This window comes from Nostoc sp., assembly GCF_036917415.1.
In the GTDB taxonomy this organism is placed as follows: Bacteria; Cyanobacteriota; Cyanobacteriia; order Cyanobacteriales; family Nostocaceae; genus Nostoc.
Map to the genome: position 1 here is coordinate 36,810 of NZ_JBALDJ010000044.1, position 22,481 is coordinate 59,290.

18 protein-coding genes are annotated in these 22,481 nt (G+C 42.3%); 9 read left to right on the forward strand and 9 right to left on the reverse strand.

Annotated features, from left to right (window positions below; genetic code table 11):
* The first annotated feature begins 98 nt into the window (after nucleotides 1-98).
* Complete coding sequence (locus V7K41_RS07555; RefSeq protein WP_334847101.1) at nucleotides 99-5,147, forward strand: nSTAND1 domain-containing NTPase; 5,049 nt, start codon at nucleotides 99-101, stop codon at nucleotides 5,145-5,147.
* A 117-nt stretch (nucleotides 5,148-5,264) separates the two neighbouring features.
* On the opposite strand, the gene V7K41_RS07560 is transcribed toward V7K41_RS07555, so the two are convergent.
* Nucleotides 5,265-5,612: a hypothetical protein gene (locus tag V7K41_RS07560; RefSeq protein WP_334846900.1), complete on the reverse strand. Its 348-nt coding sequence runs from the start codon at nucleotides 5,610-5,612 to the stop codon at nucleotides 5,265-5,267.
* Between the two features lie 785 nt (nucleotides 5,613-6,397).
* Between V7K41_RS07560 and V7K41_RS07565 the strand changes: the two genes are divergently transcribed.
* The 6 genes from V7K41_RS07565 (at nucleotide 6,398) to V7K41_RS07590 (ending at nucleotide 13,206) form a co-directional block, all read left to right on the forward strand.
* Nucleotides 6,398-7,234, forward strand: a complete 837-nt coding sequence (locus V7K41_RS07565) for a photosystem II manganese-stabilizing polypeptide (RefSeq protein ID WP_334846902.1) — start codon at nucleotides 6,398-6,400, stop codon at nucleotides 7,232-7,234.
* 764 nt (nucleotides 7,235-7,998) lie between these two features.
* On the forward strand, nucleotides 7,999-8,775 hold the full coding sequence (locus V7K41_RS07570) for an RNA polymerase sigma factor SigF (RefSeq protein WP_104905652.1): 777 nt from the start codon (nucleotides 7,999-8,001) through the stop codon (nucleotides 8,773-8,775).
* A gap of 166 nt (nucleotides 8,776-8,941) precedes the next feature.
* The gene (locus V7K41_RS07575; protein WP_334846904.1) at nucleotides 8,942-9,805 is read left to right on the forward strand and encodes a hypothetical protein; all 864 of its coding nucleotides are present in this window, start codon (nucleotides 8,942-8,944) and stop codon (nucleotides 9,803-9,805) included.
* A 2-nt stretch (nucleotides 9,806-9,807) separates the two neighbouring features.
* Complete coding sequence (locus tag V7K41_RS07580; protein ID WP_334846906.1) at nucleotides 9,808-10,059, forward strand: hypothetical protein; 252 nt, start codon at nucleotides 9,808-9,810, stop codon at nucleotides 10,057-10,059.
* A gap of 528 nt (nucleotides 10,060-10,587) precedes the next feature.
* A complete protein-coding gene (glyA, locus tag V7K41_RS07585) occupies nucleotides 10,588-11,871 on the forward strand; it encodes a serine hydroxymethyltransferase (protein WP_334846908.1) in 1,284 nt (427 codons plus the stop codon).
* Nucleotides 11,872-11,955: 84 nt separating this feature from the next.
* Nucleotides 11,956-13,206: a competence/damage-inducible protein A gene (locus tag V7K41_RS07590; protein ID WP_334846910.1), complete on the forward strand. Its 1,251-nt coding sequence runs from the start codon at nucleotides 11,956-11,958 to the stop codon at nucleotides 13,204-13,206.
* A 64-nt stretch (nucleotides 13,207-13,270) separates the two neighbouring features.
* On the opposite strand, the gene V7K41_RS07595 is transcribed toward V7K41_RS07590, so the two are convergent.
* Both V7K41_RS07595 and V7K41_RS07600 read right to left on the reverse strand, forming a co-directional pair.
* Entirely contained in the window at nucleotides 13,271-13,525 is a 255-nt protein-coding gene (locus tag V7K41_RS07595) for a hypothetical protein (RefSeq protein WP_334846912.1), read from the reverse strand.
* Nucleotides 13,515-13,796 (reverse strand): DUF6883 domain-containing protein, encoded by a 282-nt coding sequence (locus V7K41_RS07600; protein WP_334846914.1) that lies wholly within the window; start codon nucleotides 13,794-13,796, stop codon nucleotides 13,515-13,517. Before V7K41_RS07600 ends, V7K41_RS07595 begins: the two co-directional genes overlap by 11 nt.
* A 113-nt stretch (nucleotides 13,797-13,909) precedes the next feature.
* Between V7K41_RS07600 and V7K41_RS07605 the strand changes: the two genes are divergently transcribed.
* Nucleotides 13,910-14,104: a type II toxin-antitoxin system HicB family antitoxin gene (locus V7K41_RS07605; protein ID WP_334846915.1), complete on the forward strand. Its 195-nt coding sequence runs from the start codon at nucleotides 13,910-13,912 to the stop codon at nucleotides 14,102-14,104.
* Nucleotides 14,105-14,211: 107 nt separating this feature from the next.
* Here V7K41_RS07605 and V7K41_RS07610 read toward each other — a convergent pair whose 3' ends face one another.
* A complete protein-coding gene (locus V7K41_RS07610; protein ID WP_334846917.1) occupies nucleotides 14,212-14,949 on the reverse strand; it encodes a hypothetical protein in 738 nt (245 codons plus the stop codon).
* 331 nt (nucleotides 14,950-15,280) lie between these two features.
* On the opposite strand from V7K41_RS07610, the gene V7K41_RS07615 reads away from it, so the two are divergent.
* Complete coding sequence (locus V7K41_RS07615) at nucleotides 15,281-16,075, forward strand: LmeA family phospholipid-binding protein (protein ID WP_334846918.1); 795 nt, start codon at nucleotides 15,281-15,283, stop codon at nucleotides 16,073-16,075.
* Nucleotides 16,076-16,244: 169 nt separating this feature from the next.
* On the opposite strand, the gene V7K41_RS07620 is transcribed toward V7K41_RS07615, so the two are convergent.
* From V7K41_RS07620 to V7K41_RS07640, 5 genes are all read right to left on the reverse strand, one after another.
* Nucleotides 16,245-17,636, reverse strand: a complete 1,392-nt coding sequence (locus V7K41_RS07620; protein WP_334846919.1) for a UDP-glucose dehydrogenase family protein — start codon at nucleotides 17,634-17,636, stop codon at nucleotides 16,245-16,247.
* A 147-nt stretch (nucleotides 17,637-17,783) separates the two neighbouring features.
* A complete protein-coding gene (locus V7K41_RS07625; protein WP_334846920.1) occupies nucleotides 17,784-18,734 on the reverse strand; it encodes a UDP-glucuronic acid decarboxylase family protein in 951 nt (316 codons plus the stop codon).
* Nucleotides 18,735-19,203: 469 nt separating this feature from the next.
* A complete protein-coding gene (locus V7K41_RS07630; protein ID WP_334846922.1) occupies nucleotides 19,204-21,342 on the reverse strand; it encodes a cation:proton antiporter domain-containing protein in 2,139 nt (712 codons plus the stop codon).
* Nucleotides 21,343-21,486: 144 nt separating this feature from the next.
* Nucleotides 21,487-22,143, reverse strand: a complete 657-nt coding sequence (locus tag V7K41_RS07635) for an HAS-barrel domain-containing protein (RefSeq protein WP_334846924.1) — start codon at nucleotides 22,141-22,143, stop codon at nucleotides 21,487-21,489.
* A gap of 134 nt (nucleotides 22,144-22,277) precedes the next feature.
* Entirely contained in the window at nucleotides 22,278-22,475 is a 198-nt protein-coding gene (locus V7K41_RS07640; protein WP_100898602.1) for an NAD(P)H dehydrogenase subunit NdhS, read from the reverse strand.
* Nucleotides 22,476-22,481: the final 6 nt, after the last annotated feature.

Here is a 22,481-nt window from a genome sequence, read left to right on the forward strand (position 1 = left end):
TTGTCATTTGTCATTGGTCATTTGTTAGTGAACTAATGACCAATGCCCCATATCCAATGACTAATGCCCTATATCCAATGACTAATGCCCCATATCCAATGACTAATGACAAACAGCTACGCGTCTACACCAAAGAAAATCAGCATACTTTGCAAAGACTGATTAGAGCGATCGCACTTTCTGAAGGTCAATTTGCTCTGATTTTAGTTCGATGCAACTATGGGCGATTACGCGAGCAAATGTTAGACAATATTCGCTCGAACACCCAAGAAATTAATATCAGAGAAATCGTTCTCAATCCATCAACTACTTCTTTACACAACACAATAATCTCAGAACTATCTTTAGATAATCCTGCCGTACTTACAGACTCTTTACCCTCTGCTGTAATGATTTTCGGTATTGAGTCAACTACCGACCTAGAAAACTTACTTACAGGCATCAACCAAGCACGAGATATCTATGCTGCTACTTTTCCATTTCCAGTGGTGTTGTGGCTACAGGATGAAGTAGCATCATTGCTTTCAAGATTAGCGCCTGATTTCAAAAGCTGGGCTGCAACCACTATTAAATTTGAAATGGCCAAAGCAGATTTAATTGCTTTGATCTCTCAAGAGGAAGAATCTCTATTTGCCAAAGTTTTAGAAGCAGGTGCTGAAATATTTTTATCTAATGCCTTCCTAGATTTAGATCCAAAATCCCAACACCGCCACGAAATAGAATCAGCCCGTAATGATTTACTACGCCTGTATGGCGTTAAATTAACACCAGGATTAGAAGCTAGTTTAGAATTTGTGTTGGGGCGAGATAAATACGCCAACGATCAAATTAATGGTGCTTTAGCCAATTACCAAAGAAGCCTAGCATTATGGCAGCAAGAAGCGAGGAGATTAGCAGAATGGGAGAGTAATTCTTCTTTGCCTCTCTTATGTCCTCAACCTATGCCCCCCTCATCTTTACTCAAGCAAGCAATAGTACTATTCCACCTGGGGCTTTGTTATCATCGAATGGCAGACTTATACCAGAATACTAGTAGCTATTGCGATCATGCTCTGTCGTGGTTTAAACAATGCTTGCAGCTATTGGAGGAGGTACAAAGAGAAGACTTAGTTGCTAAATTCATTTTGCCTGCTTGTGAAATGCTGCAACGTCTACAAGCTTGGGATGACTTAAAAGAATTAGCTCAAAAGTCATTACACTTACATAAAACTTATGGAACTCCCGCACAAGTTGCTCAAAATTATGGATTTTTGGCAAATGTGGCGGCTTCAGAATCGAATTGGGTACTGGCTCATGAATTAGCAAATACAGCGCTTTCTATCTCCGAAGAAGTAACACAAGTTTCTCTGCGAGACGCTTTGCGAAGACGACGACAAGAAAGTTGGTATCTTCTCTTGCTAGCACGCACACAACGGCATTTGGGTGAGTGCGAGGAAGCTATCAATAACTTGGAATGGGCGAGGGTAGTTTGTGAGCTACAACATCAGCCATTACTTTACTTAGAGATTTTAGAGGAGCTGCGATCGCTTTACTTTTTTGAGCGCCATGACTATACAGAAGCCTTTAAACTAAAGCAAGAAAAAATTAAAATAGAACATCAGTATGGCTTTCGCGCCTTCATTGGAGCAAGTCAATTACAGCCACAACGCCCCAGAATTAACCCAGTACTGGAACCTCATAAAATACCAATTATTCCTGAAGAAATCGCTCAAGAAATATCTGCTTCTGGAAGGCAACAAGATGTCAATCGCTTCATTGAAAGAATTGCCCGCGCTGACTACAAACTCACAGTTATGTATGGTCCATCAGGTGTAGGGAAAAGTTCAATTCTCAAAGCTGGTTTAGTCCCAGCACTTAAGGGAAAAGTTATCGGTGAACGCATTCCTATACCGATTGTTTTGTCTGTTTATACTGATTGGATAACAATCTTGAGCAGCAGTATCAACCAAGCGCTAGCATACACGGGAATATCGGTTAATATTGACTCTACACCCACCATAATACTAGAAAGAATCCGGTTAGCATCTGAGCGCAATTATACGATAGTTATCATATTAGACCAGTTTGAAGAATTTTTCTTTGTTAGTAATCCTCCTACACAAAGAATAGCGTTTTATAAATTTTTTAGTGAATGTTTAAATATTTCTTATGTAAAAATTATTCTTTCATTACGAGAAGATTACCTACATCATTTATTAGAGTTTGAACGTTTGAGTCAGAAAAATAGTACTGGATTATATGATTTAGGAGTAATTAATAAAAATATCCTTGATAAGGATATTCGCTACTATTTAGGAAAATTCTCTAGCCAAGATGCAAAAGCCATAATTCACAGTCTTACTCAACGTTCACATTATGAACTAAGTGAGGAATTAATTAACCGATTAGTCCAGGATTTGACGGGAGAACTAGACGAAGTACATCCAATTGAATTACAAATAGTCGGTGCTCAACTACAAATAGAAAACATTACGACACTTGCAGAATATAAGCTTTGTGGTGGCTCGGCAAAATTGGTGGAACGCTGGTTGGGAGAAGTTATCAAAGACTGCGGTCAAGAGAACGAAGAGTTAAGTTGGAAATTATTATTTGAGTTAACAGATGAAAAGGGGACGCGGCCTTTAAAAACTAAAGCTGATTTAGCGGCTGCATTAGTTAATAATTATGATATAGATACGATATCAAGTTTTGACAAAGTTGGAGAACTGATCTTAGAAATATTGGTAGGTTCAGGATTGGTATTGCGAGTCAGAGAAGAGTTAGGCGATCGCTACCAGTTGGTTCACGATTATTTAGTTGAACCAATTCGCCAAAAGAACAACTATGGTATGCTCGCTGAATTAGAAAAAATCAAACTTGAAAAAACTAGAGCTGAAGCAGCCCAACAACTTAGTCAAAAGCAACTAAATTTGATATTGCAACGACGACTGCGGGAAGCACGGATAGCAGGTGCAATCCTAGCAATAATGGGGGGAACAATAGCAGCGTTATGGTGGCAAGCCGACTTACAAAAAAGAGCAGCAGTCCGCCAAACTCTACGAGCTGAAAGCAGTGAAACCAACTTGAAAATTAGTGCGATCGCTGCTGCTAGTGAAGCTCTGTTCGCATCTAATAAAGAATTTGATGCCCTATTAGAAAGTTTGCGGGCTTGGAGAGGACTTAAACAAGCAGATGGAGTTCAGCCAGATACCCGAATGCGGGTGATAACAGCCCTGCAACAAGCAGTTTACGGGGTAACGGAGGTTAATCGCCTGGAAGGGCACACTGATATCGTCTGGGGAGTAACTTTCAGCCCAGATGGTCAGTTGCTAGCATCAGGTAGCCGAGATCAGACGGTAAAACTTTGGCATCTTGACGGTACTTTACTCCAAACTCTCAAAGGTCACACTGATGCAGTTAGTTGTATAAGTTTTAGCCCTGATGGTCAAACCCTAGCCTCCGCTAGTCTCGACAAAACAGTGCAAATCTGGCATAAAAACTCGGTTACAGGTGAATTTGACCCCAAACCATATAAAACCCTGAGAGGACATGAAGATTGGGTTTACAGCGTTAATTTTAGTCCTGATGGCGAATTATTAGCTACTGGCAGTAAGGATAAAACCGTAAAGCTCTGGCGTAAAGACGGTAGCTTAGTAAAAATCCTGAGAGGACATCAAGGGTGGGTTAACTGGGTAAACTTCAGTCCTGATGGTCAATTCATTGCCTCAGCCAGCGACGACAAAACAGTGAAAATCTGGCGGCGGGATGGTAGCCTGGTTACAACTTTGCAAGGACATAAGCAAGGTGTGATTGTGGCTGTTTTCAGCCCAGACGGTAAATTTTTGGCGTCAGCAGGTCGAGATAAGACAGTGAAACTTTGGCGGCGGGAAAATAACAACAATAAAGACGGTTTTGACTTTTTTCCTTACAAAACTTTACGGCAGCATAACGGTACAGTGTGGAGTTTGAGCTTTAGTTCCGATAGTAAAAAGTTAGCTTCCGCAGGTGAAGACAATACCATAAACCTCTGGAGTATCACTGGTACTTTACTCAAAACCTTCAAGGGGCACAGCGATGCTGTCGTTAGTATCGCTTTCAGTCCAAAAAACAAATTGCTAGCTTCAGGAAGTTTCGACAAAAGCGTAAAACTATGGAGTTTAGATGCTCCAAGACCGTCTATTCTTCAAGGGCATCGAGATCGAGTTTTGAGCGTTGCTTGGAGTCCCGACGGTCAGATGCTAGCTTCTGGTAGTAGCGATCGCACTGTAAAACTTTGGCAACGATACACCAGTAGTGGCGAGGTCAAAACCCGACTTTACAAAACTTTGGTGGGGCATACAAATAAAGTTCCTAGTGTCAGTTTTGACCCAAAAGGTCAAATGCTAGCTTCAGGAAGTTATGACAAAACTGTGAAACTTTGGCGGCTTGACGGTACTTTAATCATGACTCTCCACGGGCATAGCGATAGTGTCATGAGCGTCAATTTCAGCCCTGATGGTCAGTTTTTAGCATCAGCTAGCAAAGATAAAACAGTGAAACTTTGGAACCGTGAGGGCAAGTTGCTCAAAACCTTAGTAGGACATCAAGGTTGGGTAAATAGCGTCAATTTCAGCCCTGATGGTCAGGTTTTAGCCTCAGCCAGTGACGATCAAACTGTGAAACTTTGGCGGCAAGATGGTACTTTGCTCAAAACTTTCTCGCCCCATGATAGCTGGGTGTTGGGTGTCAGCTTTAGTCCCACTGACGAATTGCTGGCTTCTGCTAGCTGGGATAACACCGTGAAACTGTGGCGACGGGATGGGACGTTGTTAAAAACTTTATTAAAGGGGTACAGTGATAGCGTCAACGCCGTGACTTTCAGCCCCAATGGTGAATTACTCGCCGCCGCCAGTTGGGACAGTACAGTGAAACTCTGGAGCCGTGATGGTAAATTAATTAAAAGTCTCAATGGGCATCGCGCTCCGGTATTAAGTGTCAGTTTTAGCCCAGACGGTCAAACACTAGCATCAGCTAGTGATGACAACACGATCATTCTGTGGAATTTACATGTTGACGATCTGCTTATTCGTGGTTGCGATTGGGTAGATGATTACCTTAAGCACAACCACAATCTTGAAGAGCGCGATCGCCTTCTTTGTGATGGCATAACCCGTACAAACCCTTTTTAATTACGAATTACGAATTATGAATTAGGTTGAAGCCTCAATGAGCAACCGTTCTTGGTTTAGCAGTTGATGAGGCGATCGGAGTTGTTAATTCAAAACTAGAAATAAATTTTGAGCTAATCAACCAAAAGAGCGATCGCTCTCCAAAACTTCATGGCTATTTTCTTCGGGAGCCTCTTGTGGCAAATTTGCTAAAAAGGCTTGTAGCCTCATGCGCTCGATGTAAGGCCAGCCTCCCTCAGACTCAATATCTTTCAGCAGTGAGTAGAGTTGCCGACGGTTAACAGGCAAACTCTCTTGAAAAACTCCATCCCGGATCTCTCGGTGCAACTGCTCCAATTGCCGCAGCAAAGCCAAAAGAGCTACAGTATCGCCTTCACAAGCAGTAGCTGTATCATACACCACAGTTGCGATCGCTTGCAGTTTACCAGGCAACTTCTCTGATTCAATATTTTTGCGATCGTTCATGCCACCTTTTCCGTATAAATGAGGTCAACTCAAATTTACCGGAGATTTTTAATTTTCCCTAGTTTGTCAGTTGTCTCCCTGTTACCGCATTTCGTCATTTGCCTTAGTTAGGGGTGAATATAACTAGATTTGTATCTTTATCAAAAGCAATTGCGATCACTCCAAAAAGAGCGTAGTAACCTTTAGCATAGGCTCTACAGAAGTTAGATGCGATCAAGACGAGACTTTCTTTGATTTTGAGAACTTTGATTTTGAGTTAAAAAAAATCGTATGATCTGGCTGATTTACCTATCCAAAAATGGACTGTATGTAGTGGCGTCACATACATGATACAAAAAGACTTGGGCGACGACGCTTTTGCCATCAGCAAAAGCAAAGTGCGAAGCAGACACCCCTGTTCGCACTTTTCGAGGCAAGCATTTATGCTGCTCTGTGTGAGGCTTACTCATCCACCCGCCCAACTTTAACAAATGCCACCAACAGTAAAACTGCTGGTTTTTTGCTCCCCTAGTGACACACATCCAAAATGGATGCAGTGTGCTACTTAGTTTGGGGTTTACACCCCAAGCTCAAGAGAGCGACACGTTTAACTACGTTTAGCAACAGAAAAGTTTGAGCAGCGGCTGACAACTAAACACCCGAACACTTGCTTCAACTGTTTTAATCAGAGCAAAGCCGTGTCCGAACAAAGGTAGCTTTTCGCAAAGTAGCGGCTTCTCATCAGAGATCAAAGCTTCGATGCAGTTTTACAACTTAGATATTAATTTTTGAGATTGAGGTTGACCATGAGGTATCGCGCTTTAATTATTGCATTCTTGGCTTTGTGCCTGGGGCTAATAACTGCTTGTAGTGATGCTCCTGCTAGTAGTAGTGGTAGAGATGTACTCACTTACGATCAAATTCGCGGGACTGGCTTGGCTAACAAATGCCCCCAACTAGGAGAAACACGCCGTGGCTCCATTCCCATTGATTCTAGCCAGTCCTATGCCATCAAAGAACTTTGCTTGGAACCAACTAGCTTCTTCATCAAAGAAGAACCTGCTAATAAACGCCAAGAAGCAGAATTTGTTGCTGGCAAATTGTTGACCAGATATACTTCCACCATTGACCAGGTGCAAGGTAATCTAAAAATCAACTCAGATAATAGCCTGACCTTTGTGGAAACTGATGGTCTTGACTTCCAAGCCATCACTGTGCAACTTCCTGGTGGTGAGCGAGTACCTTTCCTCTTCACTATCAAAAACTTGGTTGCTCAAACCCAACCCAGTTTGACCAGTATTAACACCTCCACGGACTTTGAAGGCACTTTCAAAGTTCCTTCCTATCGTGGTGCTGCTTTCCTAGATCCCAAAGGTCGTGGTGTCGTCAGTGGCTACGATAATGCTGTGGCTCTCCCCGCCCAAGCAGATGATGAAGAACTTACCCGCACTAATGTCAAGCGTGCTGAAAATCTTAATGGCAAGATTTCTCTGCAAATCGCTAAAATAGATGGCTCTAGTGGTGAAATTGCTGGTACTTTCGAGAGCGAACAGCCATCTGATACAGATTTAGGTGCTGGCGAACCTAAAGAAGTCAAGATTCGCGGTCTATTTTATGGGCGGGTTGAACCGACTCGTGGCTAAATCCTCGAAAGTAAGGTAACTGACTGGCACTCAGAATGACAATTCTGTAAGTATCAGACTTGATCGCAAAAGATAACCTATCTACCCTCTTTTTCAAGAGGGTAGATAGATTTTTTACAAAAATGGGAAAAAATTAAATATAAGCAAAATTGGGGGCAAAATAGGCCTGACAATTGGGGAAATTTCTATCCCTCAGTCTTGTGGGTCAATTGATTCATCCTTATTAACCTTTTTCCTTTCATTAAAAGACTATAGACCTAAGTATAAAAAAGGGTGAGATGCCCTTTTTTTATTGACTTGCGTAAATATACATAGTATTTTTTTTAATTATTATTAATTTTTAATTATTGGATAAATCTCAGTTGAATAAGTACGTAATTTTACTGTAAATCCAACTTTTGCTGATCAAACAAAAGCTCGACTACTATTGTTTTGTTTCTCGAAATTAATTTCATCATTAATTAATTAAAGTTAAGTACAATCTCGGTTTGATATTTAGTGATTAATTTTATATTTTATTCCTATGTGGTTCTAAAAAAGCTACAGGTCATACCAAAGATAAATAACCAAGTAAATAGCGATTTCGCCCATTTAAATTTTGCTCGATTGTCAAGTAACCTATGGAATTTTGATAGAAAATTTTTATTATCTACCATAGCAAATGCTTAGGAAATATAGCGCAATATTTCCTTTAATATCGTGCGATCGCAGCTGAATTTAAAAGCCAATAATTGATTCTTTATTTGCTCAATAAACCCGGTGCTATGCCTACCACAGTCACCACTGAATTAAAGCACGAAATTTGGCAGTTGTTGCGAGAATATCAGCAATCTCCGTCAGAAAATATCCGCAATCAACTGGTAAAACTCAATTTTGGACTGGTGAGAAAAGAAGCTCACTACTGGACAAATCAATGTCATGAAACCTACGATGATTTGCTCCAAGTTGGATGTTTGGGTTTAATCAGAGCTATTGAAAGATTTGAAATTTCCAAGGGACATGCCTTCAGTTCCTACGCTCTTCCCTATATTCGGGGTGAAATTCAACACTATCTCCGAGATAAAGGTGTCACCGTGCGAATTCCTCGCAGATGGTTAGCGCTCCAACAGCAAGCAATAGGAGTATCACGTTCTTGGCGTGAAAAACACAATCGTCAACCAACCGACTCGGAATTAGCAGCAGCACTGGAAATTTCTCCAAACGAATGGCAAGAAATTAAATTAGCATGGGTGAATCGCGCTCCTTTGAGTCTTGATGTGCCAATCCAAGATGGAGAAGAAGGTTCTACCTGCTTGGGAGAATTGGTTCCAGATCCTCACTATCGCAGCTTTCAACTGGCACAAGAAGACCAACTTCGCTTACAACAAGCGTTGGTTCAGCTAGAAAAACGCACCCGCGACGTGTTGGAATGTGTATTTTTGCAAGATTTGACTCAAAAACAAGTTGCAGAACATCTGGGCATCAGTGTAGTAACGGTTTCCCGTAGAGTCAAGAAAGGACTGGATTTGATGAAAGAGCTTATGGGTGTGGCAGAAGATTGACTGCAAACAAACACAAAACCGCAGTTATACTGCGTGGGCAGTGCTAAAAATCACCCTTGAAATTTAAAAAATTAGGTTATAAAGGGAACATACTTTGCCTTTGATCAAAATTTTAGGCATGTTGATTTCCAATTTTCAATTTTCCAATGGCTTTTGAGAAAGGCTCATGGGCAGAACTTCAAAAATTACAATTGCAGCTATTCTAACTTTGGCGATCGCTGGATGTGCTTCTGAAGATACACAACAAGCTATCAATCCTGTGCCAATTCCCAAAATAGCCAAAAAGTCGCCACCAGCGGCTCAATCCTTTAAGAATCCAGTGATACCTGCCAAACAGGTCTCACAACTTAATCTTGCATCTGTTAACTTGATTCAATCCACTAATGCTACAGAGCGGGCACGAGAACTTGTGGTATCAAAAGCTCGAAGCGATCCTTTTGCACAACTTTTCGGGCAGACTCTTCCCGGAATGGCTAAAACATCTGGAAGACCAGTTCCCGTGTTGCCTAAGCTACCTACTCCATCACTAGCAAGACGAAAACTTCCAACGCGCACCATAGCACGCAGCATACCTTTAAATCCAAAGAAAAATAACGTTTCTTCTCTACCAAAAAAAGTCAATCCTACCTTGACTTCAGTATTGCCTAAAGTTTTGCCTCAAGTTATCCCCAACCCCACTTTAGTCTCTGTATTGCCACCGCCAGCACAGCCTGAGTTAGCAAGGGCAGTGGTTGTGACTGGTGTAGTTCTAATTAGTAAAGAACCACAGGCAATTATCAAAGTACCCGATGAGCCGACAAGTCGCTATGTACAGGCGGGACAGCGATTGGCAAATGGGGTACTGATTAAACGTATTGAAATGAATCAAGGCTACAATCCCATTGTGATTTTGGAACAATATGGTATTGAAGTTGCCAAAATGGTAGGGGAAGGGGCTGTCAACTCAACGCCGTCAGCTGCATCTGCTACCGGCAATCCTATTTCAGCGACAACGCCCCCCCCAAATACCTTTAATGTGGGAGCTTCATAAAAATGGAGACTAAGGAAAAAGTTGAATTTGCTGGTTTGCCTTTGGCTGTTTATAGAGAAATAGCAGCTCATTTACGTCAAGTCGAAGGGGTGGAAGTGGATTTAATTCCTCAATCATCCCAACAGTTTGATTACAATCAAAGTCAAATTGCTGGCTTGAGCCTCTCGTGGACAGCAAATTCTAGCTTAGAAAGTCGGCAACGAGTTAACCAGATTTTGGCTTACTATCAAAATCGCTATATGAATTCTATTTGATTTTTTGATTTGTGAGAATTGCAACCCGCAGAACCCCGACTATTAAAGAAGTCGGGGTTCTTGTTGTTTATGAATCATGCTGAAGTTCATTTCACAGAGCAGCGATCGCAGTAAGCATTATTTAACATAAGTTTACGCCATGTGCAACTTTACTCTCAAACCTAACCCCCAACCCCTTCCCTACCAGGGAAGGGGAGCAAGAATCAAAGCCTCTCTCCGTTTCGGGGAGAGGTTTGGAGAGGGGTTTTAAGAATAAGTTGCACATCGCGTAAGTTCATAAAAAATACTGTCTAACGACCTCACAACACGCAGCAAGGTGAGGATTTCAAAAAGCAACGTTATGATAATTAATGCATTAATCGAGCTTGGGTCTAATAATAAATAAGTTGGCACAAATAGACCTCTAGAGTACGGAGACGATTAATCGCCTTTGTACAGCAGTCAAGAGCAATGGTTTTTGACTGTATATCTAGGTGCTGCGTCCAACCAAAATCAGCCGTTGTACAAATTTCCATAAGGATAATTCAAGTGACTAGGACTAATTCAGACTTTCTTTCTTCCAGCGATCCGGCGATTGCGGGGTTAATCAACGACGAACTACAGCGTCAGCAAGACCACTTGGAGTTGATTGCTAGTGAAAACTTTACCTCTGCTGCTGTTCTGGCGGCTCAAGGTTCGGTACTGACAAATAAATATGCCGAGGGATTACCTGGTAAACGCTACTATGGCGGTTGTAAGTTTATCGACAAAATCGAACAACTAGCGATCGACCGTGCTAAACAGATATTTGGCGCTGCTCATGCGAATGTGCAACCTCATTCTGGCGCACAGGCCAATTTTGCTGTGTTCCTGTCGCTGCTGCAACCAGGGGACAAATTTATGGGAATGGATTTGTCTCATGGAGGACATCTCACCCACGGTTCACCTGTAAATTTCTCAGGTAAGTGGTTCCAAGTTAGCCACTATGGTGTCAGTCAACAAACAGAACAACTTGACTACGACCAAATTCGGGAGCTGGCGCTGAGGGAGCGTCCTAAGCTGCTGATTTGTGGTTATTCGGCTTATCCCCGTGTGATTGATTTTGAAAAGTTCCGTAGCATTGCTGATGAAATCGGCGCTTACTTACTTGCCGATATTGCCCACATTGCTGGTTTAGTTGCTAGTGGTCTTCATCCCGATCCCATTCCTCATTGTCATGTAGTAACAACAACTACCCATAAGACTCTACGCGGCCCTAGAGGTGGTTTAATCTTGACTGGTGACGCAGAACTAGGTAAAAAGCTAGATAAATCTGTTTTTCCTGGCAGCCAAGGCGGGCCATTAGAACACGTCATTGCTGGTAAGGCAGTGGCTTTTGGAGAAGCTCTTAAGCCTGAGTTTAAAACCTATTCTGCCCAAGTAATTGAAAATGCTCGTGCTTTAGCAGAACAACTACAAAGTCGGGGTTTAAAGCTAGTGTCAAATGGCACTGACAACCATTTAATTCTCGTGGATTTACGCTCTGTAAGTCTAACTGGTAAGCAGGCAGATCAGTTAGTCAGTACTGTGAATATTACTGCTAACAAGAATACTATTCCCTTTGATCCGCAGTCACCATTTGTTACCAGCGGTCTGAGGTTAGGTTCGCCAGCAATGACTACACGGGGCTTAGGAATAGCAGAATTTACCGAGATTGCAAATATTATTAGCGATCGCCTACTTTCTCCAGATTCCGACGTAGTAACCCAAGATTGTCGGCAACGGGTAGCGGCATTGTGCGATCGCTTCCCCTTATATCCTCACCTGGAAATTCCTGTACCAGCATTAGCATAGGGGATGGGGCATTGGGCATGGGGCATTGGTTATTTCTCCCCCTGCCTCCCCTGCTCCCTACTCCTTCTCCCTTTTCCCAATCCAATGAGTGCAGAAATTATTTGTGTTGGTACTGAACTACTGTTGGGAGATATCCTCAACGGCAATGCTCAATTTTTGGCGCAACAATTAGCTAAGCTAGGTATCCCCCACTACTATCAAACAGTGGTTGGGGATAATCCAGAACGGTTGAAGCAAGTTATAGAAATTGCTATTTCCAGAGCGCAAATTCTCATTTTCACTGGTGGACTCGGCCCGACACCAGACGATCTCACCTGCGAAACCATCGCCGATTTTTTTAAAACCCCTTTGCTAGAAAACCCAGAAATCATCGAAGACATAACCCAGAAATTCGCCCAACGCGGTCGGGTGATGTCACCAAGTAACCGCAAACAGGCTTTGATTCCCCAAGGTGCAGAAATTCTCCCCAACCCCACTGGAACAGCACCCGGTATCATTTGGCAACCCCGTCCTGAAATTACGATTTTTACCTTTCCCGGTGTTCCCAGTGAAATGTACCCGATGTGGCAAGAAACAGCCGTCCCATTTCTCAAAAGTCAAGGCTGGGGTAAAGAAATTATTTATAGTCGAAGTTTAAAGTTTTGGGGTATTGGTGAATCTGCTTTGGCGGAAAAGGTTGCTTCTTATTTGAAGTTGCCAAATCCCACAGTAGCCCCTTATGCAGGTAAGGGGGAAGTAAGATTGCGAGTTTCTGCTAAAGCAAATTCAGAAGCAGCAGCAGAAGCCCTAATTGCGCCCATTGAGAAACAACTTAAAGAAATTGCCGGACTCGATTTTTACGGCGTTAATAATGATACCCTTGCTTCCGTAGTTGGTGAGTTGTTACGGGCATCAAAAGAAACGCTTTCGGTGGCAGAATCTTGCACTGGTGGTGGTTTAGGGCAAATGTTGACCGAGATTTCTGGGAGTTCTGATTACTTTTGGGGTGGCGTAATTTCTTATGACAATTCGGTGAAGGTTAGATTACTGGGGGTTAACCAGGAAGATTTAGATAAATTTGGGGCGGTAAGTGCTACCGTTGCAGAGCAAATGGCAATTGGAGTCAAAACCCGCCTTGCAACAACTTGGGGATTGAGTATCACTGGTATTGCTGGTCCAACTGGAGGGACAGATACAAAGCTGGTGGGTTTAGTTTACGTTGGTTTAGCTGGGCCAAAGGATGAAGTGGCAAGTTTTGAGTATCAGTTTGGTACAGTGCGAGGTCGAGCTTTAATTCGCCATGTGAGTGCAAATGCAGCGTTGGATAATCTGCGGCGGAAGTTGTTGGCGAGGTAGGTAACTTAAGAGCGCGGTATCCGCGTCTCTATACTCCTACAGATGACTTCATCACATTTGGCCATTACTGAGTAACGACATTCAGTGGTTGCGAGGCAGTATTCACAAGCACGAATTGGTCAGAAGTAAGAATGACATTTACGTATTCATAGTTTCCAACTAACTTTTGATTGGGAATGGCAATATCTACTGCATAACCTTCGGGATTTTCGTAGCATTCTACAATTGTTCCCAGGGCATTTTTAGGAATCATCTGGTCGGCAAAGTCTGGTTGCACTTCTTCCAATGTTTTTATTTGATCGTAAAGTTTAGCTTTCATTGTTATCTTGTTTCGATTGGTTTACTAAGAGCCAGTTTGTGATTAGTCGGGGAATCTCTTTTCCATTATCAATCTGCCAGTTAGTTACAAGAGTTCCCTCTGTTTTATTTAATCCCCGAATCCTCATTCTTAACTGAAATCGAAAACCATAAATACTTGTCTGACCTTTTACGGCTGGTGCATTGGTAAGACCTTCACGCAGTTGTCTGATTACATCCTCTGTCGCAGCCTTACGAGCCTCGGCATTTTGTACATCGTAGATATTTGGCAATTTGGTTTATTGAATCGAGAAAGTAAACAAATAAGTCAAGACCTCAATTTATATCGTGTTCCTGCTGATATAGAGGACTTGCTGCATATTTTAGTGGCGATACTGAGTTCAGGATGAAACATTATCACATTAATATTTTCTACAGTGAAGAAGATGATGGCTACATTGCTGATATTCCTGATCTGAAATACTGTTCAGCATTTGGTTCAACTGAAGAGGAAGCGCTTCGTGAAGTCTTGCAAGCAAAAGCAGCATGGTTAGATGCTGCTAAAGTGGAGGGTAAACTAATTCCTGAACCAAGATATTGACCTGTAATTTACCAAATAGCCTGATGATTAATGGATATGGTGCGATCGCACTTTTACATATAGGTTGCGATCGCCTTTGGTAAGAAATCTTAACACCGATACTCAGGTTACTTGATTGCAGCCAAATCACAGTTTAACTTTTTGTTAATAGAATCTATAACCTTAGCTTCTGCTGGTGTAATTACCCCATCTAGATGAGCAATTTTTTGACATTGCGCTAGTAAAGGTACGGCAAAATCACTATTAATTTGCTCAAGTAAGGTTTCTAAAGATGGTGGAGATTTGATATGAGAAGCGATCGCATCGATGGAGGCAGGGCTAAGGTTGGCAGCTTGTAATTCTGGTAAAATATCCTCCCAAGATTTATCTGGATTACCTGCTAAGATAATATGAACCAAAATCTGATCCATAATCTTTTCTTGGGAAATAGCAGCTTCAAGAAATTTTTCACTCTCTACCTGAGCATCTACTAAAGTTGCTTCTAAAGTTAATGGATTCTGCTTTGCTTCATAAAACTGACAAGCCGCATAACCTAATGCGTAGATCATTACTGCATTTGAACTAGCACCAATGACGGCTCCCGCTACTGGCAGATTTCGTAGTAAACCCAAACCTGCTTTGATTGCTGTTTTCCCACCTACCCCTAAACCAAAAATTGCTACTGCTTCTCCTCTGCGCTCGGAATCATTTAAATTCATTCCATAGGCAGCAGCAATTTGATAAACTAACTCCACTGATAATGCAGATGTAGCAGCCCAATCGACCATAAACATTGCAGCTGCTTGTCCTGGCGCAAGACTACTAGCAAGCCCTGTTCCTCCTGCTAAAACAGCTTTTTCTAGCATAAGATAATGGGCAATTTGTGCTGGTTGTTCATTTGGGTGTTCTTGCTGTAACTTTCTAACAGAAGCCTCGGCTTTAACTAAATCAACCTGTTGAATTAAAGGATTTAACCAAAACGATGTTCAGCATGACTTTGATTATGCATTAAATTTGCACTAAATATAATGCTAGCATTCATAGTATTTAATAAAGTCAGTAATATTTGACACATTTAGCTATTTACCATCAGTTATCCAACTTCTACTCATCAGCACAATTAATCACGGGATCGCTTGCTGTATTCTTCACAATTTGTTACAAAAGTACAAAGAACTTCTAGAGACCCAAAACCACATGTTCGGCGGACTTACTGGTTTACAAGATCCTAAAGGCACTGATTGGGGAGAGCGGATGCTCAACACGGTCGCTAGCCAAACGATTCGCCACCTGTTTAGCATGAGCGAGTCAGTAGAAGTCTTTGTGCGCTGCTATCCCTCCAGCAAGCTCTTGCAAGGCAGCATTGATAGCTTCAAAATGAGCGGTCGTGGCTTGGTGATTCGGAAAGATTTCGCGGTTGAGGAAATGTCTTTTGAAACTGATGCGGTTGCCATTGACTTCGGCTCGGTTTTAAAGGGCAAACTCAGTCTTAAGCAACCCACTCAAGCGATCGCTCAAGTAATCTTATCAGAAGCAGGCATCAACCAAGCCTTTAATGCGGAACTGGTGAAAAAGCGCCTGCTTAACCTCACCGTACCATCACTGACAGCATTATCTGGCGGAAAACCAGTCTCCTTTACGGAAGTTCAGGTACAGCTATTACCTGAAAATCGGTTGCAGCTTGTAGCAAAAGCAGATTTAAACAATGGCGAACTTGTACCCCTGAGCATGATCCTAACTATAGGCATTGAAAGGCGGCGGCGAGTTTCTTTCAAAGATCCAAAAATCGAACTTGACCAAGTACCAGAAGCACAACGCGAAATCTCGCAAACCTTGAGCGTAGCATTGGTAGAAATTTTAGATAATATGGTTGATCTCGATCGTTTTGACCTCGATGGAGTGAAAATGCGGCTCAACCGATTAGAAACTGAAGGTCAAAAACTTATTTTCAGTGGATATGCTGAAATTGAACGTATTCCAAACAGCGCTTGATGCAATATTACACGCAAAAATCAAAGCAAAGTGAAACTTTAAACAAATTAAACTACCGCCTAGATTGATTCTAGGCGGTAGCTTAATTCTTTAGGTTTTGAAGGGAGTTAGGAGTTATTAATTACTAGGTTGTAATTAATTTTTATTATCATTCTTAACTCCTAACTTTTTATCTTCCCACACCTACATATTGGAATCCAGCGCGGATCATTGCTTCGGGGTCGAGGAAGTTACGACCGTCAATGATAACGGGGTGGGCCATCAATTTTGCCATCTTCACATAGTCGAGAGTGCTGAACTGCTGCCATTCGGTGACAAGTACCAAGGCATCACAGCCGTCAGCGAGTCTTTCGGCATCGGTTTCTACTAGCACGCCAGAAAGCCCATGACGTAGACCTGTTTGGGAAACAATGGGGTCATAGGCTTTGACTTTGGCTCCCAGTCGGTTTAGCTGCTCAATTAGGTTGAGTGCTGGGGCGTCACGCAAATCGTCGGTATCGGGCTTGAAGGTCAGTCCGAGTAGTCCGACTGTTTTGCCTTTGAGAATTTTCAGAACTTGTTGGAGTTTCTCCAAAGCAATCAATCGCTGGCGTTCGTTGACACTGACAGCAGATTTCAGCAGCTGGGCTTCATAACCATAGTCATCAGCAGTGTGAATCAGTGCGGAGACATCTTTGGGGAAACAAGAACCACCCCAACCAATACCAGCTTGTAAAAACTTGTTACCAATGCGGGAATCTAGACCGATACCTCTGGCTACTTGAGTAACATCAGCACCGACGCGATCGCAAATATTAGCAACTTCGTTAATAAAACTAATCTTAGTGGCTAAAAAGGCATTAGCGGCGTATTTAATCATCTCCGCCGAACTGAGGTCTGTTGCTAAAATTGGCACAGCAGGAAGAGATTGATCGGCAGCGAACTTGCGTTCTACAATTGGGCTATACAGTTGTTGCATCAATGCTACTGCTCTTTGACTATTGCCCCCTAATACAATGCGATCGGGGTTGAAGGTGTCGTAAACTGCTGAACCTTCTCGCAAAAACTCTGGATTGCTGACTACATCAAACTCGGCTGCAAACTCAGATAATTTCTCATCACTCGGTACTCCACCTGCGGGTATCAGTGTTTTCTGCCGCTCTGCAACACCATCCAGAATAAGCATCCGCACCCAGTCACCTGAGCCAATGGGTACTGTAGATTTATTTACTATGACTTTATAACCACCGTTGAGATTTTCCCCAATCCCACGGGCTACAGCTTCAACATAACGAGTATCACTTTCACCAGTGGGTAAAGGTGGCGTTCCCACAGCAATAAACAGAATTTCTCCATGAGAAACTCCAGCAGCGAGATCGCTTGTAAAATGAATCTTCTCTGTTTGAATTGCTGACTGCATAATTTCTGAGAGTCCCGGCTCAAAAATTGGAGACTGCCCAGACTTCATTAACTTAACTTTTTCTTCATTGTTGTCTACGCAAATGACATCATGTCCAATATGAGCCAAGCAAGCACCTGTAACTAAACCAACGTAACCAGTACCAATCACACAAACACGCATTTTTTAACTCCTCACTTTTTTGGACTTAATCTTCAAAAAGAAGTTCTCAATTTTACACTTACACACTTACAAAAACTCTGCAACTTAATATACTAGCTACCGTTCAGGTTAGCCTGCATGAAAATTCAGAGCGACGCTAGGGGCCACTCAGGTGGTTAAATTATTGACATCGCTTTGAATGCGATCGCGAAAATCTTCTATTGTTAGTTTTAACCCGTCTTGCAGAGGAATGGTAGGTTCCCAATTTAACCAAGTTTTTGCCTTTGTGATATCAGGCTGGCGACGTCGGGGATCGTCCGAAGGTAGTGCCTCGAACTTAATCTGCGCGTCTGGATCGATCATATTTTGCACAGTTTGTGCCAATTGTAAAATCGTGTATTCACCAGGATTGCCCAGGTTGACTGGGCCAACGTAGTCGCTATTCATTAGGCGGATGAATCCTTCTACCAAATCAGAAACGTAGCAGAAACTCCGGGTTTGCGAACCATCACCGTACACAGTTAAAGGATTACCGCGCAAGGCTTGAACTATAAAGTTGCTCACCACCCGACCATCATTTTCTAACATTCTCGGCCCGTAGGTGTTGAATATCCGAACAACTCGAATATCAACTTTATTTTGCCTGTAATAATCAAATGCTAGAGTCTCAGCAATTCTTTTACCTTCGTCGTAGCATGAACGTATCCCAATGGGATTGACGCTACCTCTATACTCTTCAGTTTGGGGATGAACTTCTGGATCTCCGTATACTTCACTAGTGGAAGCTAAGAAAAACCTCGCTTTCACACGTTTAGCTAGCCCCAACATATTCAGTGTTCCCATCACGTTAGTTTTAACGGTTTTAACTGGGTTGTACTGGTAATGTACTGGTGAAGCCGGACAAGCTAAATGATAAATTTGATCGACTTCTAACCGAATTGGTTCGGTAATATCGTGGCGGATCAATTCAAAGTACGGATGATCTAACCATTTGAGGATGTTACGTTTATGACCAGTGTAAAAATTATCCAAGCATATTATTTCATGCCCAGCAGCCATTAGTCGGTCGATGAGATGGGAACCAATAAACCCAGCACCGCCCGTAACCAAAATTCTCATAGTTTCCCAGTTACTTACAAATATTTTCAGTAGCTATTGCACTTACTTTTAGATTACCCACCTTGGGTACAAAAATACAAAACAAAAAAAAAAGAACAATGCTCAATCAAAAAGTATTGTTGAACTTACCTATTTTTTCACAGTTGTAGTTTTGTTATATTTTTACCTGTTTTCTTAAGAATTTAATTAGCAAAATAACAAAAATTGTTTAAAAATTGTTTATTGTTTAGCCGATCTTTATCAAATCTTCAAACATATAAAGTATTTTTACGGTTATTAAGGTTTTATTAGGATACAACAAGTTAGTCGAGATTGGGGTGACACTCGTGCTACAAATACATACCAATAATACAGATGTACATCCTACAGCCGATTCATTTATTGCCAAGATTTTTGGAAATGTGATACCTCCGGTGGACTACGCTAACGCAGCCCAAGTCCACTTACTTGAACTGTATTCTGCCTTACATCATACAGCAGATGTAATGCTGCTAACCGTGGTAGACATAATTAAATTTGTGGTTTGAGTGCGTTGCGGTTCTCCAAGCATGATAATTGAGCAGGTGAGTTGTCTGGCTAACTGGGTTGTGACATCGCTAATGGCTAACCCTCCAGGACTGGTACGATTACGTATAAAAGGTAAAACTACTAAATCATATAATCTTGCTGCCTGCAAAATTGCTTGGGCAACATTTTCGTGAGCCATGATTTGAATTTCTGGGGCATTGGCCAAAGCCAATTTAGATACCAATAGGGAGAGATGCGATCGCCTCCAAGCAATTTTACTAGAACTAGTGCGGCGATCGCACACATTCAGCACAGTAATGTGGCTCTGATTTGCCTCGGCTAGCATCTGGGCAAATTGTACAGGTTGTAATGTCGGTGCTGTTAAGTTTTCTATTGGTACTAAGATCCGCTGAATTTTTTTCGGTGATTCTACTAGACGTGTCACCGCTACTGGACAATGGGATGCCCAAAGCACACCATCAATCACATTCCCAAATAAACGCGCTCGTAACCCAGTCCGTTTACCCCAACCCATAACAATTAAATTAGCCTTTTGTTCGCGAGCCGCTCTGCTAATTCCTTCAGCAAAGGCATCATCAATTCGCAGCACCGATTCTGCGGCTACGCCCAAGGCTCGACTTTGTATCGTGGCTTTATTCAATAACCACTCACTCCGTTGTAGAGACGCTTCTAACTGGGGCGCATCCATGTGAGCAGCAGCAGTAGCGATCGCCAAAGGTATAATTTTGCCCTGAGACTGACGCGCTAATAACGCCGCCATTTCAATCAAATACTGCTGGGTCTGAGGATTATATACAGGCACGACTATAGTAAAAGCACTGTTTGTTTGTAATGCGTTCTCCTCAGGTAGAGGTGGTACTGGATCTTCGGCTGGCGGGGAATTCAAACCAACAGCTATTCGACTGGTCATCAACGGCCCCAAGGTTGATGTGACAAGCATTACAGCAATAACGCTATGTAATACTTCTAGTGGCAGCAACCCAGCCTGATATCCCACTAACGTAACTGCTAACGTTGTACCAACTTGGGGAAGTGACAGCGACCACATCGTTAGAATTTCTTGCCATCTATAGTGGTAAACCAGTTTTGTCAACAAAACTGCAATCAATTTACTGACAATCAAACCAACTACCATCGACAGTGTTAACTTGAGCGTGTTCAAATTGTTCACAAAAGTGGGTAAATCTATCAGTAAGCCAAGGTCAACAAAGAAAATGGGAATGAACAGCACACTGCCAATAAATACCACCTTTTCTTTGACAGGGCCTTCACCCACAGCTTCATTCACTGCCAAACCCGCTAAAAAAGCACCAACAATTTTTTCTACTCCAATCAATTGAGCGCCCATAGCTGCCAGAAACACAGAAAGCAACACAAACAAAAACTTGTTTCCTTCATCGTCTCCAGACCGCTTGAAAAATTCTTTGCCTGCCCAATCAAAGCCTGTAACAACAGCAACAGAGTAAATAGTTAACCAACCTGACAAGGTGAGTAGTTTAGCAAAGCTGAATACTCCAGCATGAGCGACAGCTACACAAACGGCTAATATCAGTACTGCGCCAATATTTGTAAAAATCGTAGCTCCAATGGTGACAATAACAGCTTCGTTGTTTACTACTCCCAAACGGCTGATTATGGGATATGCCAAAAGGGTATAGGAAGTGAATAAAGAGCCAATTAAGATTGAAGTATTCCAGCCATAGCCTAAAATCAGACCTAATAAGGTTCCCATGACTAGGGGTACACTGAAAGTCAAGCTAGCGAACCCAAAGGCACGACTTTTTCTGCGGCGGAACTGTTCTAGATCGACTTCTAGCCCTGCGACAAACAGCAAATAAATTAACCCAATGTCTGATAGTAGGTTAATCATCGGTGAGTCAGACTGAACAAGATTCCAACCCGAAGGCCCAAGTACTAGCCCTGATAAAACCAAACCCACTAATCCTGGTAATCTTAACCGCTCAAACACGATCGGTATAACTAAGATGATCGTCAGCAAAACAGCAAAGGGAACAATTGGTTCTTTGCCAAGAACTTGGGAAGTTGGTTCCAGAACAAGAACTTGTGATATTAGTTCCATATATAGTAATTGAAGGGGCTATGGTAAAACAGCGATTACCTTGGGGGCGATCGCCCGATCAATATGAATAATAGAGAAGCCACCTGACGAAAAATCAAAAATCTTAATTTACACTAACTAGGCAATTATTTAATAATTAACTACCTACGGGTGGATTTGACTCAAAATAAACCGTAAGCGATCGTAGTCATCTTTAAGTAAAACACTTAAGCTACGTCCAGCTTTAATTAGCCATTCTCGGTCAGCTTTACGTAACTGGTATACATCTCGAATGGCAGCTGCGGTTAAAGACTCTATTGGCGCACCATTTATACAAAGGAGTGTCCGTAAAAAATCTAGTTCTTCAGTAAATTTAATGATAGCTTCTGGTTCACATCGATAAACAGCTTGATGAATTTGCGGGGGACGGGGTGGAAGATACTGATATACTCTTTGGTTATAACTTTGATTTTGCGAAGATAGTTCAAATCCCACGATCGCAGCCCGGAATTCTGTGCGAAGCATGGCAAATATTTGGGGTTGTTCCTCCCGTAAGTCTTGCAAGGACAACCCCAACGCTCTCGCCCGATGGATAGAATCTATCGGCATAGTTGTGGCATAATACACTACAGCATAAATTTGATTGCCAGATTCTTCATCTACAGAACAGACCCAACTACCAAAGGGTGGCATGGAGGGAAAGCTTAAATCTTCCGGTTCCAAACACTGAGCTAAGAATTCAGTACTGGTAGTTTCAATTACCTCAGCAATATGGTTCGGATGGCGATCGCCAGTGGCAAACTGTGGTAGGGGGAGGCGCATAGTAATTTAGTCATTAGTCATTGGTGAGCCAGTGCGGTCTTGGGGGTTTCCCCCATGAGCAACTGGCGAACCCGAAGGGTCATTAGTCATTAGTTTTTGCCAAATGAGAAAGAACAAATGACTAATGACTAATTTTATTTGGCTTTTTTACGTCCGGCGGTGGTCTCTACGAGTTCCAATTCGCTTAGGCGAAAGGTAACTAATTTATCCCAGTTACCACCCTCAAATAATACGGCTACTTTGCCATCAGTAAGTCGTTGCACGAGTCCTTCGTAGCGATAATAAGTATCTGCGGGATTCTTGACGCGAACAGTTGCTCCAGGCAGAATCATGTTTAT

Excerpts from the sequence above, each read along its gene's own strand:
- V7K41_RS07555 (WP_334847101.1), top strand. The coding sequence starts at position 99 with ATGACTAATGACAAACAGCTACGCGTCTACACCAAAGAAAATCAGCAT.
- V7K41_RS07560 (WP_334846900.1), bottom strand. The coding sequence starts at position 5,612 with ATGAACGATCGCAAAAATATTGAATCAGAGAAGTTGCCTGGTAAACTG.
- V7K41_RS07565 (WP_334846902.1), top strand. The coding sequence starts at position 6,398 with ATGAGGTATCGCGCTTTAATTATTGCATTCTTGGCTTTGTGCCTGGGG.
- V7K41_RS07570 (WP_104905652.1), top strand. The coding sequence starts at position 7,999 with ATGCCTACCACAGTCACCACTGAATTAAAGCACGAAATTTGGCAGTTG.
- V7K41_RS07575 (WP_334846904.1), top strand. The coding sequence starts at position 8,942 with ATGGGCAGAACTTCAAAAATTACAATTGCAGCTATTCTAACTTTGGCG.
- V7K41_RS07580 (WP_334846906.1), top strand. The coding sequence starts at position 9,808 with ATGGAGACTAAGGAAAAAGTTGAATTTGCTGGTTTGCCTTTGGCTGTT.
- V7K41_RS07590 (WP_334846910.1), top strand. The coding sequence starts at position 11,956 with ATGAGTGCAGAAATTATTTGTGTTGGTACTGAACTACTGTTGGGAGAT.
- V7K41_RS07595 (WP_334846912.1), bottom strand. The coding sequence starts at position 13,525 with ATGAAAGCTAAACTTTACGATCAAATAAAAACATTGGAAGAAGTGCAA.
- V7K41_RS07605 (WP_334846915.1), top strand. The coding sequence starts at position 13,910 with ATGAAACATTATCACATTAATATTTTCTACAGTGAAGAAGATGATGGC.
- V7K41_RS07610 (WP_334846917.1), bottom strand. The coding sequence starts at position 14,949 with ATGCTAGAAAAAGCTGTTTTAGCAGGAGGAACAGGGCTTGCTAGTAGT.
- V7K41_RS07615 (WP_334846918.1), top strand. The coding sequence starts at position 15,281 with ATGTTCGGCGGACTTACTGGTTTACAAGATCCTAAAGGCACTGATTGG.
- V7K41_RS07620 (WP_334846919.1), bottom strand. The coding sequence starts at position 17,636 with ATGCGTGTTTGTGTGATTGGTACTGGTTACGTTGGTTTAGTTACAGGT.
- V7K41_RS07625 (WP_334846920.1), bottom strand. The coding sequence starts at position 18,734 with ATGAGAATTTTGGTTACGGGCGGTGCTGGGTTTATTGGTTCCCATCTC.
- V7K41_RS07630 (WP_334846922.1), bottom strand. The coding sequence starts at position 21,342 with ATGGAACTAATATCACAAGTTCTTGTTCTGGAACCAACTTCCCAAGTT.
- V7K41_RS07635 (WP_334846924.1), bottom strand. The coding sequence starts at position 22,143 with ATGCGCCTCCCCCTACCACAGTTTGCCACTGGCGATCGCCATCCGAAC.
- V7K41_RS07640 (WP_100898602.1), bottom strand. The coding sequence starts at position 22,475 with ATGATTCTGCCTGGAGCAACTGTTCGCGTCAAGAATCCCGCAGATACT.